This window comes from Streptomyces sp. NBC_01261 (assembly GCF_036226385.1).
In the GTDB taxonomy this organism is placed as follows: Bacteria; Actinomycetota; Actinomycetes; order Streptomycetales; family Streptomycetaceae; genus Streptomyces.
In genome coordinates this window covers 4,144,525-4,159,240 of sequence record NZ_CP108463.1, presented here as the reverse complement: position 1 = coordinate 4,159,240, position 14,716 = coordinate 4,144,525, and the positions used below count along the sequence as shown (strand labels likewise).

Here is a 14,716-nt window from a genome sequence, read left to right as displayed (position 1 = left end):
TCTTTGGGCTCCGGTTCGAACTTTACGTCAACTTGGCACGGAAGACAGTCCCGGGAGGGTGACGATGATCCGGCAGCCACGGTCGGATTCGGCCACACCGATCCGGCCGCCGTGCAGATCCACCGCCCAGCGGGCGATCGCCAGACCGAGGCCCGTACCGCCGTCGCTGCCCGGTCCGTGCGGCGAGCTGACCGCTCCCCGGTTGAACCGCTCGAAGATGTGCGCCCACTGCGCCTTCGGGATGCCGGGCCCCTCGTCCAGGACCTCCAGCTCCAGCGACTCCGGCCGCGCCCCGCGCCGCGCCTTCACCGTCACCCGGCCGTGCGCGGGGCTGTGCTTGACCGCGTTGTCGATCAGGTTGGCGACGACCTGGTGGATGCGCTCCGGGTCGGCGAGCGCGGTCAGCTCCGGCGGGGACACGTCCAGGTGCAGATGGACGTCCGTCCGCGTGTGACTCCCCGAGCCCGACGCGATGCCCGCGCGCGCGGAGGCGACCATGTTGGCCTCCTTGAGCACGCCCGAGAGATACGGCCACACCTCGAAGCGGCGCGTCTTCAGCGGTACGACGCCGTTGTCCAGCCGGGAGAGATCGAGCAGCGTCTCGACGAGACGTCCCAAGCGCTCCGTCTGCTTCAGCGCCGTCCGCATGGTCTCCGGATCGGCGGCCGAGACGCCGTCGACGACGTTCTCCAGGACGGCGCGCAGGCCCGCGATGGGGGTGCGCAGCTCGTGCGAGACGTTCGCGACGAGTTCCTTGCGCTGGCGCTCCTGCGCCTCCAGCTCGTCGGCCATGACGTTGATCGTCCCGGCCAGGTCGCCCAGTTCGTCACGGCGGTTCTCGCGCACCCGGCGCGTGTAGTCACCGCGCGAGATCGACCGGGCCACCGTGTTCATCTCGTCCAGCGGCGCGGTGAGCGAATGGGCCACGAACTGCGTTATCAGCAGTGTGGCGATCATCGAGAAGACCGTGATGAAGCGCAGCTCCGTCGCCGTGCGCATGGCGATCATCATCAGCCCGGTGGTGATGAGCACCGCGATGACGACCAGCGCGCCCAGCTTGGTCTTGATCGAGAACGGGCGTACGCCGCCCCAGGGTTCCCCGGGGCTCCTCCGTGACGTCGGCCCGTCGTTCATGGCGTCGGGGTCTCCAGTGCGTAGCCGACGCCGTGCACCGTGCGGATCCGCTCGGCGCCGATCTTCCGGCGCAGCGCCTTGATGTGGCTGTCGACGGTGCGGGTGCCGGAGGCGTCCGCCCAGTCCCACACCTCGGCGAGCAGCTGCTCGCGCGAGAGCACGGCGCGCGGGGTGTTCGCCAGGCACACCAGCAGGTCGAACTCGGTGGGTGTGAGGTGAACGTCCTCGCTGCGCACCCGTACCCGGCGCTGCGCGTGGTCGATCTCCAGCTCGCCGAGGCGCAGGATGCCCGAGCGCGGGGTGGACGCGGCCACCACGGCACGCTCCACCCGGCGCAGCAGGACGTGCACGCGCGCCGCCAGCTCCCGCATCGAGAACGGCTTGGTCATGTAGTCGTCGGCGCCGACCCCGAGCCCGACCAGCATGTCGGTCTCGTCGTCGCGCGCGGTGAGCATCAGCACCGGCACCGGGCGGGCGGCCTGCACACGGCGGCAGACCTCCAGCCCGTCGAAGCCGGGCAGCATGATGTCGAGGATCAGCAGATCGGGCTGCCAGGCCTCGGCGGTGTCGACGGCCGAAGGCCCGTCGCCCGCGGTCTGCACGAGAAATCCCTCGGCGCGCAGACGGGCCGCGATGGCGTCGACGATCGTCGGATCGTCCTCGACCACGAGCACCCGGCGCTGCGCGCCCGGCGTGGCCGTGGCCGTACCGTTGTGGGAGGTGTGTGTCTGCTCCATCGCCCGCCCCTGAAGTGTGCTTTCCGGAACCAGTGGGGTGATCCCATGACTGCTCTTGACGCTTGAATGATCTGCGCCAGGCAAGCAGAGTACGGGGAGTGACGTCGCCTTTGCTATCCAGGTCGTACGGCGAGATGCACGACGTCGGGAACTCCTCGGGCAACCGGGATCTCTTCGGTACGCACCCGTTGGAACCCGGCATTCCATAAGGTTCGCTCAAATTCCGGAGAGGGCTGCGCCGACCATACGGCGAGTACCCCGCCCGGTCTCAACACCCTTGCGCAGCTTGCCAGTCCGGCCGGTGAGTAGAGGCTGTCGTTGCCCTCGGTGACGGTCCAGCCGGGGCCGTTGTCGATGTCGAGACAGAGCGCGTCGAAAGTGGCGCAAGTCTCATTGACGAATGCGACCAGGTCCGTTTTCACAATTTCGGTCCGCGGGTCGGCGAGAGCGTCCGCGGAGAGCGCCGACAAGGGCCCCGATCGGTGCCATTCGACGATCGCGGGTTCCCGTTCGACGACCGTGATCCGCCCCCAGCGGGGATCGGCGGCGGCATGAGCGAGCGAGAACCCGACACCGAGCCCGCCGATCAACACGTCCGGCGCTCCATCGGGTTCGGGGCGCGAGTCGAGGGCATCGCGTGCGGCGTCGACCAGCAGCCGCTCCGACCGCCCGTCCGAAGTGTCCATGAGGAAGCACCCGTTGGCGATGATCTGGAGCAACTCCCCGTGCCGGCGCAGCACCACCTCGCCGTAGGGGCCCTCGCGACGGTCCAGGACGACGGGGGTGTCGTACGGGGAGGTGCTGTCGTACGCGGCGGTGTCGTACGCGGTGGTCATGCGATCCATCCTGGCAGTTTCACCGGATCGTGCGGCCGAATTAACCCAGGGCGAACACGTCCGGGTGCAAGGTACCTGCGGACGCGCGGGAAGGCTTTCAGGTTGCTGTGAATCGGCCCTCGCGTGGCGTCGGTCATAGACAGGGGCAGGTGGGACGGCGAAGGGTGGGGTGTGAACCGGAAGGAGCGCCTCACCGTGGAACGGATCGCGACGGCCGACACCCAGGCCTCCGCCACGCCTCAGGGCGGGCCCTTGGCCGATGAGTCCGGGTTGTTGGACGCGATGCCGAGACAGCGGGAAGTGCTGGAAACGGCCGGGGAGTTGGCCTTCCCGGTTCAGGTTCAGGGCCAGGGGCAGGCGTTGGCCCTGGCGGCGGTGTCCGTCTCGGCGTCCACCCCCGCCGTCCCCGGAGAATCGCGCGTCCTGCTCGCACTCCGCGGCCTCCACCCCTGGCGGCTGCTGCCCACGCCCACCGGGACGCCGTTCACCTTCTGTTACGGGTTGCTGCTCGTCGTGACGTCACTGGTGGCGCAGTACGCCGATCCGACCTTCGTGAACCAACTCCACCAGGCGTCCAGCACCGACGTCACCCACCTCCTCCGCGACCCGTTCCTCGTGCTGGTCGCCAGCGCGCTGTGGATCGTGGGCGGGATGGTGTCGCCGTACGCGTTCCTGTTCCTGCTCGTACTGACCGCGCTGGAACGCCGGATCGGCGGGGTACGGGCGGCCGGTGTCTTCCTCTTCGGGCACATAGTGGCCACGCTGGCGACCGAAGGCACCGTGGGATTCGCGGTGTTGGTGGGCCACCTCCCCGACAGCTCCCTCCACCGCCTCGACTACGGCATCAGCTTCGGCGTGGCGACGAGCATAGGAGCGCTGGCCGGCCTCCTCCGACCGTGGCTCGGCCTCCCGCTGATCACCCTGTTCGGCTGGTCACTGGTCACGGACCTGATCGCGTTCACCGACCCCATGACGAACTGGGGCCACCTGATCTCGCTGACGATAGGTGTCGCGACGTGGCCGTTGACACGGCGGTGGGCGCGGGCGGCGCAGGCGAATCGAGCCGCAGGGGTGGCTGGGGCGGCCCGGGTTGAGGTTGCGGGGGTCTAACTCCCTGGCTGCCTGGCCGCGTTCAGCTACTTCTCCGGTCCCGGGACTCCAAGGTGGCGCTCTTCCGGGGAGGTTGCTCCGGTGACCACACGTACGGCGTGGTCGTGGTGATCGCCCGGAACCCCAGTCGGCGCAGGATCGGCGCGCTGTCGTCCGAGGCGTCCACCTGCAGATACGGCACTCCGCGGGCGACGGCGAGAGCGGCTCGGGTGGCCACGAGGGCGCGGTAGATGCCCTTGCCGCGCCACTCGGCGCGGGTCGAGCCGCCCAGCATGTTGGCGAACTCCGTCCCCGGCCGGAAGGCGAGCCAGGCCGCGGAGACCATCTCGCCCTCCGCCTCCACGGCGTAGACGGCCATCTCGTCCGGAGCGGCGGCGATCCGGCCGAGCAGGTCGGTGGCCAGCCAGTTCAGGTCCATGTCCCAGACGGCCGACTGCAGGGCGCCGATCCGCCGCAGGTCCGCCACGGCGGTGACCCGGCGGATCGTGACCCCGTCCGGCAGCACGGGCTCTCCTACGGCCATCTCCTCGGCCGGCCCGATCAGCACGGTCTCCGGTTCCTCGGGCACGAACCCCGCCGCGCGCAGCCGGTCGGTGAGGTCGGCGGGCACGTCGTGGGAGCGGGTCTTCCACTCCACGCTCTCCCCGCGCGCCGCGAAGAAGTCCCGCTGCCGCACGATCAGTTCGTCCAGCTCCCGCCCCTGCACCCCCAGGTCACGCGGCCCGCTCACGAACCCCCGGAACTGCCCGACGATCCGTAGCAGCGGCCCGTCCTTCTCGTACGTCACTCCGGCGGGCGGGACGGGTGGGGTGCCGCGCATCTGGTTGTCGTAGGCGGAGAGGAGGGTCTGGGTCTCGGTTTCCGGTTCTGTCACGGGGCGACGGTACGGGGAGGTGTGCGAGCCGGGGCAACTGGTTATCGGCGGGCGGTGGTCGTCTTGATGTGTCCGATGCCGCGAGTTCGACGCAGTTGTTGTCCCCCGACCCGGAGTCAGCGTGAGGTGTCGGCGATGCCGTCGCGAAACTCCTGGAACGCGTGCCAGCCCGAGGGTCCTCCCGGAGTGATCAGGTCTCCTGAGGAACAGTCCAGGACCTTGCAGCCGAAGGCGCCCGCGAGGCGGAAGACGGAGGGGAGCACGTCGTCGCCGGAGCCGCGGACGTGGAGCATGATCGAGTCCACGGGATCGTCCGAGCCGATGTTGAGTTCGATGGACCAGGTGGGTCCGGTGAGGTCGCCCCAGGTGGGATCCGAGAGGTCGGCTGAGGGCTCGGCCCTGCTCACGGTCGCGAGGACCTCGTGCAGTGGGCCGAGTGGGCGCGGGGTGTAGTCGTCGGGTATGTCCTGCGCCGAGGTGATGTCGTCGGGCAGGTTGAGGAGAAGAACGTCCCAGCTCATGTGGACCTTCCGGATGGGGAACGGGTGGTTGCGCTGTCGGCGGGGGTTCAGATGAGGCTGAGCTGTTCTCCTGGCGGCTGGGGCGCGAGAGTGCCGCGGAGTCGGCTGACGGTCGCCCGCCAGGGGCCGCCGTCCGGTCCCTCCCAGAGCTCCAGGAGTTCGGACGGCTCGGTCAGGACGCGGTCGAGGGCCTGGAGGGCGAGGGCGCGCAGACCGGTGAGGTCGGGGAGCGGCTCGTCCGGTCCGTAGACGGGGTGGGCGGGCTCGCCGCCAGGGCATTGTGCGGCGACCAGGGCCGCTCCCGCGACGGCTTCGTCGCCGACGCGCGCGTCGAGGAGATCGACGGTGTCGGCCGCCCGGGCGAGCGTGTCCCGCACCAAGCCCTGACGCGCGTCCGGAGAGGCGTCGTCGAGGTCGCCGCACCAGTCCGCAGCGGTGTCGTTGTCGAAGGGGCCGGTGTCCCAGGTGCCCATGCGTCTCTCCTGAGTCGTGATCGAGATCGTGCTGGCGTCGCGTCAGGGGATCGTGGCAGGCGCCACTGACATCGACTGCCGAGGCCGACTGCCGATGCCGACCGCCGATGCCTGCCGTCGAGATGGGGTACCGAGCCCCGGCCGCCCCGTCAGCGCACCCTGCGAACGCACCCCGCTCCCCGGGAAGCCCCTGCCTCCTTTCCGTGTTGACCTGCACAGAACCCGGCGCACTGCGGCTGATCGCTCACGGCGAACACCGGGTGGGGAACAATCGAAGACTCCCAAGCATTGAGTCGGCATAGCTCAACTTGACTGCCTAAGGGGAGATCATGGCTTCGACGTCCACACCGCTCACCCTGCCCGTGCTGCCGCTCGACGACGAGGTCGTGCTGCCCGGAATGGTGGTTCCGCTGGACCTGAACGACACCGATGTACGCGCCGCCGTGGAGGCCGCGCAGGCCGCCGCGGGGTCCGAGCCCGGAAAGCCCAAGGTCCTGCTGGTGCCACGCATCGACGGGACCTACGCGAGCACCGGCGTGCTCGGCACCATCGAGCAGGTCGGCCGGCTGGCCGACGGTGACCCGGGTGCGCTGATCCGCGGCCGTAGCCGCGTGAAGATCGGGGCCGGGACCACCGGTCCTGGTGCCGCGCTCTGGGTCGAGGGCACCGCTCTCGACGAGAGTTTGCCCGAACCCCTGCCCGGCTCCGTTTCCGAGCTGGTGAAGGAATACAAGGCGCTGGCCACCGCCTGGCTGCGCAAGCGCGGGGCCTGGCAGGTCGTCGACCGCGTGCAGGCCATTGACGACGTGTCCACGCTTGCCGACAACTCCGGTTACTCGCCCTTCCTCACCACTGACCAGAAGATCGAGCTGCTGGAGACCACCGACCCGGTGGCCCGGCTGAAGCTCGCCACCCAGCACCTGCGCGACCACCTCGCCGAGCAGGACGTTGCCGAGACCATCGCCAAGGACGTGCAGGAAGGCGTCGACAAGCAGCAGCGTGAGTTCCTGCTGCGGCGCCAGCTCGATGCCGTCCGCAAGGAACTGCGCGAACTGAACGGGGACACGAGCGACGGCGAGGAGTCCGACGACTACCGGGCCCGCGTCGAGGCCGCCGATCTTCCCGAGAAGGTCCGCGAGGCCGCGCTCAAGGAGGTCGAGAAGCTGGAGCGGTCCTCCGACCAGTCGCCCGAGGGGTCGTGGATCCGCACCTGGCTGGACACCGTTCTTGAACTGCCTTGGAACGAAAGGACCCAGGACGAGTACGACATCCAGGGCGCCAAGGCGATCCTCGACGCCGAGCATGCCGGTCTGAACGACGTGAAGGAGCGCATCACCGAGTACCTGGCCGTGCGCAAGCGGCGCGCGGCGCGGGGGCTGGGTGTTGTCGGGGGCCGACGCGGTGGTGCCGTGCTCGCCCTCGTGGGGCCGCCCGGTGTCGGCAAGACCTCGCTCGGAGAGTCCGTCGCGCACGCGATGGGGCGGAAGTTCGTCCGGGTCGCGCTGGGCGGGGTCCGGGACGAGGCCGAGATCCGTGGACACCGGCGTACGTACGTGGGTGCCCTCCCCGGTCGTATCGTCCGGGCCATCAAGGAGGCCGGGTCCATGAACCCGGTGGTCCTGCTGGACGAGATCGACAAGGTGGGGTCCGACTACCGGGGCGACCCGGCGGCGGCACTCCTCGAAGTGCTCGACCCCGCGCAGAACCACACCTTCCGCGACCACTACCTGGAGGTCGAACTCGACCTGAGCGACGTGGTGTTCCTGGCGACGGCCAACGTGCTCGAAGCCATCCCGGAGGCGCTGCTCGACCGTATGGAACTGGTACGGCTGGACGGTTACACCGAGGACGAGAAGGTCGTCATCGCCCGTGACCACCTGCTCCCGCGCCAGCTGGAGCGGGCGGGGCTCAAGGACGACGAGGTCGTCATCGACGAGAGCGCGCTGCGCAAGCTCGCCGGCGAGTACACCCGTGAAGCGGGCGTCCGCACCCTGGAGCGGTCCGTCGCCAGGCTGCTGCGCAAGATCGCGGCCCAGCACGAACTGGGCCGGCGCGAGCTGCCGTTCACGGTGACCGACGCCGACCTGCGCGGTCTGCTCGGACGGCCGCACCACGTGCCCGAGTCCGCCCAGGACCCGGCCGAGCGCCGTACGGCCGTACCCGGTGTCGCCACCGGCCTCGCGGTCACCGGCGCGGGCGGTGACGTCCTCTACGTCGAGGCGTCGCTGGCCGACCCGGAGACGGGCGCGGCGGGCCTGACCCTGACCGGTCAGCTCGGTGACGTGATGAAGGAGAGCGCGCAGATCGCCCTGTCCTTCCTCCGCTCGCACGGCGCCGAACTGGAGCTGCCGGTGGGCGACCTGAAGGACCGGGGCGTGCACATCCACTTCCCGGCGGGTTCGGTGCCGAAGGACGGCCCGAGCGCGGGTGTCACGATGACGACGGCCCTGGCGTCGCTGCTCAGCGGTCGCCTGGTCCGCACGGACGTGGCGATGACGGGTGAGGTCTCCCTGACCGGTCGGGTCCTCCCGATCGGCGGCGTGAAGCAGAAGCTGCTCGCCGCGCACCAGGCCGGGGTCACCACCGTCATCATCCCGAAGCGCAACGAGCCCGACCTGGACGACGTTCCGGCCGAGGTCCTGGACAAGCTCGACGTCCACGCGGTGACGGACGTCCGCCAGGTCCTGGAGCTGGCGCTGGCGCCGGCCACGAACGGCGCGACGTCGGAGGTTCCGGTGGCGGCGTGACGGACGTCCACCGGTAGGTGAAGGCCCGGGGCCCCTTTCGCGAGGGGGCCCGGGCCTTTGTCGCACGTCCGTGTCCTGGGAAGGGGGTCCGGGCGACGCCGTTGGCCCAGGCCTGCGAAATACTGGCGGAGCTGCGGCGATGACGGTGTTTGGCGGAAACTTTCACGATCGGGAAAGCGGACCAATGGGTGCTGACGTGCACAAGGGCGAGGACAGGAACGGCGGCGGGCTTCCCGTGGACGGCGGCGGCCTCTCCGGAGACGGCGACGTGCTGTCCATGGGCCCCGACGGGCTCGCCGTCGACCACGAATACCTGTCCCTGGAGCGCGAGTTGACGTTCCTCTTCCGCCGGGCCCGGGCCAACCAGGGCGAGATGGCCCGTGAGGTCCACCCCGACCTGGAGTCCGCCGCGTACGGCCTGCTGGTCCGGCTGGACGAGTACGGCCGGCAGCGCGCCACGGAGCTGGCCGCCTACATCGGCGTCGGCAAGGCCACGATGTCCCGCCAGCTGCGCGCCCTGGAGGACCTGGGGCTGATCGCCCGCGAGCCCGACCCGGCGGACGGCCGCGCCTGGCTGGTCGACCTCACCGACGAGGGCCGCCGCCGGGTCGCCCACGTCCGCGAGGCCCGGCGGGCGCGCTACGTCAGCCAGCTCTCCCACTGGGACCGCCGCGAGGTCGCCGAACTGGCCCGCCTGATCCACCAGTTGAACGGAGTCATGGAGAAGTGACGCCGTTGTAGGGGCAGTTCACGGTTCGACGTGCAGGGGAGCCGTGACGCCGGCGTAGCGGCCGGTCACAGCTCGACGTACACGACCGTCGCGTCGTCGTGTGTCTTGCTCCGGCGCAGATACGTCCGCTCCTCCGCGTCGGCCCGCTCCAGCGCCCGCACCCGGGTCACCAACTCCGGTGCCCCTTCCTTCCGTACGAGGGCGAAGCAGTCCGCCCAGTCGCCCTGGCCGAACTTCTCCACCCACCGCGTCGCCCCGTCCGTGAGGGCGGTGAGGGCACGGACGTCGGTGCGGGGGAGTGATCCCGTGACCGCCCTTGCCGCGACCGAGGGATCGGCGGCGGCCGTGAAGAAGCCGCCCTCCTTGTTACGGAGCGTGGTGTCGATCATGGCGTCCGTCGCGAGGGCGCTGCGCGGCAGGCGGGAGAGGCGGTCGTCCAGTACCGCGGTCACCTCGCCGGCCGGGGATTCGACCAGCAGGGCGGAGTCCGAGAGGACCAGGTATTCGACCTCGTGGGGGGACCAGCGGGCCAGCACCACCGTTGCCTGCGGGGTGCGTGGGTGAGAAAGGTCACAGGTGGTGGCGTGGGCCTCAGCTGTTCGGAGGATCGCCCGGGAGAGAATCTCCGACAGGGTCAGATCCCGGTAGGAAACGGTCAGTTCGGTCAGCGCGCCGCCCAGGCGCGCGGTGTACCAGGGGACGGAATGCAGACAGCCCGTCTCGCCTCCGGGCGGTGTCACACCGTCCAGGACGATCAGCGAACCGCCCTGTCCCGAGGCCGGAAGGCCGACGCTCGCGAAGTCCTCGTCGGGGCGGTCCGGGTCGCCCGGTTCCGACACAAGTTCCGTACGCATACGGCCAGTCTGCACGACCTCTTCACAGGCTCCGTAAAAGGTTGGCACTCATGGTCGAATGGGCGCAGTCGTGCAGGTCAGGCGCCTGGTTTGGGCTGTAATGGATCACTCCGGAAATGCGTGGCGGCGAATCCTGCCAAAGCCCGCCGCTCACGTCCAACCGGCACGCGCCGCGAGGGCTTTGGGCGGGCCGCCGGAACTTGCCCGCCAACTCCCGTCCGGGGTTCACTCCTTCGGGTGGCGGGCCGGACGATGCGCGGTCACTGCCTACCGGCACTGGGAGGGTCGCCGTACCGGGATGACGGAGCGTCACCCGGGCCCATGGGTATCACGAGTCAGGAATGCGAGCACCGGTGCAGAAGAAGCGGCCGCGGCGCACAGGCAAGCAGACGGCCCCTCAGGGGGGCGCCACCGGTGCCGCCGTGCCCGACCCCGCGGGCAGCGGGCGCCGTACCCACGTACGCAACCGGCTCATCATCGCCGTGGCTGTCGTGGCCGCCGCCATCGCCGCGGCAGGTGTCCCCTCCCTCATCACCGCCTCGGGCCAACTGAGCGACTCCCAGAACCTGGTGACCCTCGCCGGGCAGACCCAGGACGCGCTGTCGCTGGCCCACTCCCTCGCCGACGAGCGGGACGCGGTCACCTCCTACATCGCCGCCGGACGCCCCAAGTCCCAGGCGCCCGACGAGGACCACAGCGCCCGCGTCGACCGCCAGGTCGACGAACTCCGCGCCGACACCGACATCTCCGCCGCGCTCCGCTCGGACCTCGACGACGTCGCCGCCGTACGACGGGCCGCGCTCACCGGGAAGAGCAGCGCGCTGGAGACGCATGCCGCGTACTCCGGTGCCATCACCGAACTGCACCGGCTGGCCGAGCAGTTGGCGGAGAAGATGCCGCCGCGGGCCGGTTCCGGCGCCTACGCCCTCGCCGAACTCGACGCCGCCGTCCAGCAGGCCGCCGCCACGCGGGGACTGCTCCTGGCCGCCCTGAACGTGCCGTCGACCACCGAGACGGTCACCAGCGCCATCACGGGCCTCCCGGTCACCCAGACCACCTCCACGAAGGCCCAGACGAAGGAGCGCGACGCCCTCAGCGCCGCCGCCCAGCAGGCCCGGCTGCGCTCCGACGCCGCCCTGGCCGACTTCCGCGACGGTGCGACGAAGGACGCCGTCGCGGGCTACGACTCCACGGTCACCGGGTCCGAGGTCAACTCCGCCGAGAAGTACCTCACCTCCCTCACCGCCCAACCGACGCTGTCCGACGACCAGTTGGACACCAGCACGAAAAAGCTCGACGCGGCGCTCTCCGCCCGCGTCGACCTGATGCGCGGCGAGGAGTCCGCGCTCTACGTGGACCGCGGCAAGGACCTCGCCCAGCTCCGCGACGACGACGTCAAGGCGCTGGAACTCCGCGTCGCGATCCTCGGCGCCCTCATGCTGCTCGCCGTGGGCATCGCCACCGCGATGGCCCGCACCCTCACCCGCCCGCTCTCCGTCCTGCGCCGCGGCTCGACGCGGCTGGCCGAGGCGGAGGACCCGGGCGCCGAGGAGCCCATCAAGTTCACCGGCCGCAACGACGAGTTCGCCCAGGTCGTCCGCTCGGTCAACGCCCTGCACGCGCACGCCGCCGCCCTCCACGAGCGCATCGCCACCCTGGAGGCCGACCGCAAGCACCTCGTCGGCCAGCGCCAGAAGATGGCCGACGCCCGCGAGGAACTCCGCGCCGAAGTCACCGGCTCCGCCACCCAGTTGGATCGTCTGCGCACCAGCATCGGCGGCACCTTCGTCAACCTCGCGCTGCGCACCCTGGGCCTCGTCGAGCGCCAACTCGCCGTCATCGAGGGCCTGGAGGAGCGCGAGCAGGACCCCGAGCGCCTCGCCACCCTCTTCAAGCTCGACCACTTCGCCACGGTCATGCGCCGCCACAGCGAGAACCTCCTCGTCCTCGCCGGCACCGAACACGTCCAACAGCACGCCGGACCCGTCCCGTTGGTCGACGTGGTCCGCGCGGCGGTCAGCGAGATCGAGCGCTACGAACGCGTCCGCATCTCGGCGCTCCCCCCGCACGCGCACGTGGCCGGCTTCGCCGCGGACGACCTCAGCCACCTGCTGGCCGAACTGATGGAGAACGCGAGCTCGTTCTCCCCGCCGGACGCCCCCGTAGAGATCTCCGGCTGGCTCCTGGAGAACGGCGAGGTCATGCTCTCCGTCCAGGACGAGGGCATCGGCATGACCGACGACCGCATGGCCCGCCTCAACCTCCGCCTCACCGAGTTCGACCCGGAGTCCCCCTACGACCAGGAGGGCGAGGAGGGCCTCGGCCTAGGCCTGTACGTCGTCGCCCGCCTGGCCCACCGCCACGGCGTCCGCGTGCAGCTCCGCGACCAGAAGCAGGGCGGCATCGCGGCGGTCGTGGTCATCCCGAGCCCCCTGCTGGCAGGGGCCCCCACCTCGGCGGTCCCGTCCTCCGCCACACCGGCCCTCGGCGACACCCACTCCTACTCCCTCCCCGGCGCCACCGCAGAGGCCAACTCCAACGTCCTGCACGGCCGTTCGGACCACACGGACCCGTTGGTCGCGCTGGCGGAACAGGCGGTACGGGAGACCCCGTCGGCAACCCCCGCGGAATCCCCGGCGGAAATGACGATGGAACTCCTGCTGCCGCTGACGCAGGAGGACCGAGCGGCTCCGTCGGCGGACGAACGCCCGGCCGCCGACGATGAGTTCGCCCCACAGGGGCCACCCGCACCCGACAACGATGCCCGCACGGGCGGTGCGGGTGGGAGCAAATTCACGGCTGACGGCGAAGCCGAAGCCGTAGAACACGAACGAACCCTGGACGAGGACCCCGTCACGGACAAGGGCCTCCCCAAACGCACCCCCAAGATCACCCAACCCGCCCAAGCCCCGCGCCAGCGAACCGGCACCGTGGACGCCGACGCCCTGCGCCGCAGACTGGGCGGCTTCCGCTCAGGAGCCTCCGCCGGCTACCGCGACGTAGAAGCGGAGATCGCCGAACAGACCGGCCAGAACCCGGTCCCGGCCCCGCGCAGCGCAACCGCACGATCCGAAGAACCCACGGGGGGCACCGTCGAGGAGGCAAGCAGTTGACCGCGCCCAGTACCTTCGGACTGAGCAGTGAAGCCCGCAACCTGCACTGGCTGCTGAGCAACCTCGTCGAGGAGGTGCCCGGCATCCAGTCGGTCGCGGTCGTCTCCTCCGACGGCCTGCTGCTCCTCTCCTCCGATCCGGGGAGGAACGCCGAGGCCAAGGAAGCTCTCGAAGCCAAGCGCACCGGCCCGCGAGGCTCCGCCGCGGACCTCGCCACCATCGTCTCCGGCATCGGCAGCCTCACCGTCGGCGCCGCGAAGCTGATGGACTCGGGACCGGTGAAGCACACCATGGTCGCGATGGAGGACGGCAGCCTCTTCGTGATGTCGATCAGCGACGGTTCGCTGCTCGGCGTGCACGGCTCCGCGGACTGCGACATGAGCGTCGTGGCGTACCACATGGCACTCTTCGTCGGCCGCGCCGGCCACGTGCTGACGCCCGAACTCCGCAGCGAGCTACGGAAGTCCCTCGAAGACGCGACCTCGGGGAGTGCGCGATGAGCCGTACACCCAACAAGCTGCCGGTGCGCGGCGGCGACCGCAAACCCGCCCGGGTACGCCCCTACTCGCTCACCGGCGGCCGTACCCGATTCGGCCATGTCCTCCTCGTGGAGACCCTCGTGGCGGCGCTCGAAGCCCCGGAGGAACGCAAGGAGTTGACGAACGGTTCCCTCAACACCCGGGTCATGCCGGAGATGCGGGCCATCGTCGAACTCTGCCGCCGTATGCGCACGGTGGCCGAGATCGCCGCGCTGCTGAAGATGCCGCTCGGCGTGGTCCGCGTGCTCCTGAGCGATCTCGCGGACCAGGGAAAGATCCGTGTGTACGGAACCGGAACCGCTCACGGTACGGGCCGTCCTGACCGCGCTCTGCTGGAAAAGGTGCTGAGTGGACTCCGTCGTCTCTGACGCCGCCGCCTACGGCGTCGCCCCGCTCCTCAAGGACGAGAAGCAACTCCTCGACGACGAGGAGCAGTTGCGGCCCTGGCAGCAGGACCGTACGCGCGCGCCCGTCGCCACGAAGATCGTGGTGGCCGGCGGCTTCGGCGTCGGCAAGACCACCATGGTCGGCGCCGTCTCCGAGATCCAGCCCCTCCAGACGGAGGCGCTGATGACCGAGGCCAGCGAGGAGACCGACGACCTCACGGGCACCCCGGACAAGATGACCACCACGGTCGCCATGGACTACGGCCGTCTCACACTCGACGACGACCTGGTGCTCTACCTGTTCGGTACGCCGGGACAGCAGCGGTTCTGGTTCATGTGGGACGACCTGGTGCGCGGCGCGATAGGCGCGGTCGTGCTGGCCGACACCCGCCGCCTGAAGGACTGTTTCCCCGCGCTGGACTACTTCGAGAGCTGCGGGCTGCCGTACGTCGTCGCGGTCAACCACTTCGTCGGCAGCGAGCGGTTCGAACCCGACGACGTGCGGGAGGCGTTGACGATCCCCGCGCACGTACCTGTCATGATCATGGATGCGCGACGGCGGATTTCGGCCATCGAGACCCTGCTCGCGCTCGTCGCCCACGCGCTGGACGTCACCCCCGAGTAGTTCCCGAGCAGCAGTCCCCGAGCAGTCGCGACCAAGG

At 70.2% G+C, this 14,716-nt stretch carries 14 protein-coding genes; 7 read left to right on the top strand and 7 right to left on the bottom strand.

The genetic code is table 11. The features are described from left to right. Positions 1-27: 27 nt before the first annotated feature. The 3 genes from OG226_RS17870 to OG226_RS17860 form a co-directional block, all read right to left on the bottom strand. Positions 28-1,134, bottom strand: a complete 1,107-nt coding sequence (locus OG226_RS17870) for a sensor histidine kinase (RefSeq protein WP_328679119.1) — start codon at positions 1,132-1,134, stop codon at positions 28-30. Beyond that, positions 1,131-1,871: a response regulator transcription factor gene (locus OG226_RS17865; protein ID WP_033282112.1), complete on the bottom strand. Its 741-nt coding sequence runs from the start codon at positions 1,869-1,871 to the stop codon at positions 1,131-1,133. The genes OG226_RS17870 and OG226_RS17865 overlap by 4 nt, the downstream gene beginning before the upstream one ends. A gap of 113 nt (positions 1,872-1,984) precedes the next feature. After that, positions 1,985-2,707: a spermidine synthase gene (locus OG226_RS17860; protein ID WP_329349447.1), complete on the bottom strand. Its 723-nt coding sequence runs from the start codon at positions 2,705-2,707 to the stop codon at positions 1,985-1,987. Positions 2,708-2,902: 195 nt separating this feature from the next. Between OG226_RS17860 and OG226_RS17855 the strand changes: the two genes are divergently transcribed. Continuing rightward, positions 2,903-3,817: a rhomboid-like protein gene (locus tag OG226_RS17855; RefSeq protein WP_328679111.1), complete on the top strand. Its 915-nt coding sequence runs from the start codon at positions 2,903-2,905 to the stop codon at positions 3,815-3,817. 22 nt (positions 3,818-3,839) lie between these two features. Here the strand turns inward: OG226_RS17855 and OG226_RS17850 are convergent, their stop codons facing one another. The 3 genes from OG226_RS17850 to OG226_RS17840 form a co-directional block, all read right to left on the bottom strand. Next, positions 3,840-4,637 (bottom strand): GNAT family N-acetyltransferase, encoded by a 798-nt coding sequence (locus OG226_RS17850; RefSeq protein ID WP_328686346.1) that lies wholly within the window; start codon positions 4,635-4,637, stop codon positions 3,840-3,842. A gap of 170 nt (positions 4,638-4,807) precedes the next feature. Next, complete coding sequence (locus tag OG226_RS17845; protein WP_329349446.1) at positions 4,808-5,212, bottom strand: hypothetical protein; 405 nt, start codon at positions 5,210-5,212, stop codon at positions 4,808-4,810. Between the two features lie 47 nt (positions 5,213-5,259). Then, entirely contained in the window at positions 5,260-5,685 is a 426-nt protein-coding gene (locus OG226_RS17840) for a DUF4259 domain-containing protein (protein WP_329349445.1), read from the bottom strand. 329 nt (positions 5,686-6,014) lie between these two features. On the opposite strand from OG226_RS17840, the gene lon reads away from it, so the two are divergent. Then, positions 6,015-8,432 carry an endopeptidase La gene (gene lon / locus OG226_RS17835; protein ID WP_328679106.1) on the top strand — a complete coding sequence of 806 codons (2,418 nt, stop codon included), beginning with the start codon at positions 6,015-6,017 and terminating at the stop codon, positions 8,430-8,432. A gap of 184 nt (positions 8,433-8,616) precedes the next feature. Further along, positions 8,617-9,162 carry a MarR family winged helix-turn-helix transcriptional regulator gene (locus OG226_RS17830; RefSeq protein WP_443066895.1) on the top strand — a complete coding sequence of 182 codons (546 nt, stop codon included), beginning with the start codon at positions 8,617-8,619 and terminating at the stop codon, positions 9,160-9,162. Between the two features lie 65 nt (positions 9,163-9,227). On the opposite strand, the gene OG226_RS17825 is transcribed toward OG226_RS17830, so the two are convergent. After that, positions 9,228-10,016: a hypothetical protein gene (locus tag OG226_RS17825; RefSeq protein WP_328679104.1), complete on the bottom strand. Its 789-nt coding sequence runs from the start codon at positions 10,014-10,016 to the stop codon at positions 9,228-9,230. 353 nt (positions 10,017-10,369) lie between these two features. On the opposite strand from OG226_RS17825, the gene OG226_RS17820 reads away from it, so the two are divergent. From OG226_RS17820 to OG226_RS17805, 4 genes are read left to right on the top strand one after another with little or no spacing between them, the layout of a single operon-like run. Beyond that, entirely contained in the window at positions 10,370-13,129 is a 2,760-nt protein-coding gene (locus tag OG226_RS17820) for a sensor histidine kinase (protein ID WP_329349444.1), read from the top strand. Continuing rightward, on the top strand, positions 13,126-13,629 hold the full coding sequence (locus OG226_RS17815; RefSeq protein WP_328679099.1) for a roadblock/LC7 domain-containing protein: 504 nt from the start codon (positions 13,126-13,128) through the stop codon (positions 13,627-13,629). Before OG226_RS17820 ends, OG226_RS17815 begins: the two co-directional genes overlap by 4 nt. Beyond that, entirely contained in the window at positions 13,626-14,036 is a 411-nt protein-coding gene (locus tag OG226_RS17810) for a DUF742 domain-containing protein (RefSeq protein WP_328679097.1), read from the top strand. The genes OG226_RS17815 and OG226_RS17810 overlap by 4 nt, the downstream gene beginning before the upstream one ends. Continuing rightward, on the top strand, positions 14,017-14,679 hold the full coding sequence (locus OG226_RS17805; protein WP_328679095.1) for a GTP-binding protein: 663 nt from the start codon (positions 14,017-14,019) through the stop codon (positions 14,677-14,679). The genes OG226_RS17810 and OG226_RS17805 overlap by 20 nt, the downstream gene beginning before the upstream one ends. Positions 14,680-14,716 lie beyond the last annotated feature (37 nt).

Excerpts from the sequence above, each read along its gene's own strand:
- OG226_RS17850 (WP_328686346.1), bottom strand. The coding sequence starts at position 4,637 with ATGCGCGGCACCCCACCCGTCCCGCCCGCCGGAGTGACGTACGAGAAG.
- OG226_RS17865 (WP_033282112.1), bottom strand. The coding sequence starts at position 1,871 with ATGGAGCAGACACACACCTCCCACAACGGTACGGCCACGGCCACGCCG.
- lon (WP_328679106.1), top strand. The coding sequence starts at position 6,015 with ATGGCTTCGACGTCCACACCGCTCACCCTGCCCGTGCTGCCGCTCGAC.
- OG226_RS17845 (WP_329349446.1), bottom strand. The coding sequence starts at position 5,212 with ATGAGCTGGGACGTTCTTCTCCTCAACCTGCCCGACGACATCACCTCG.
- OG226_RS17825 (WP_328679104.1), bottom strand. The coding sequence starts at position 10,016 with ATGCGTACGGAACTTGTGTCGGAACCGGGCGACCCGGACCGCCCCGAC.
- OG226_RS17840 (WP_329349445.1), bottom strand. The coding sequence starts at position 5,685 with ATGGGCACCTGGGACACCGGCCCCTTCGACAACGACACCGCTGCGGAC.
- OG226_RS17810 (WP_328679097.1), top strand. The coding sequence starts at position 13,626 with ATGAGCCGTACACCCAACAAGCTGCCGGTGCGCGGCGGCGACCGCAAA.
- OG226_RS17860 (WP_329349447.1), bottom strand. The coding sequence starts at position 2,707 with ATGACCACCGCGTACGACACCGCCGCGTACGACAGCACCTCCCCGTAC.
- OG226_RS17830 (WP_443066895.1), top strand. The coding sequence starts at position 8,617 with ATGGGTGCTGACGTGCACAAGGGCGAGGACAGGAACGGCGGCGGGCTT.
- OG226_RS17870 (WP_328679119.1), bottom strand. The coding sequence starts at position 1,134 with ATGAACGACGGGCCGACGTCACGGAGGAGCCCCGGGGAACCCTGGGGC.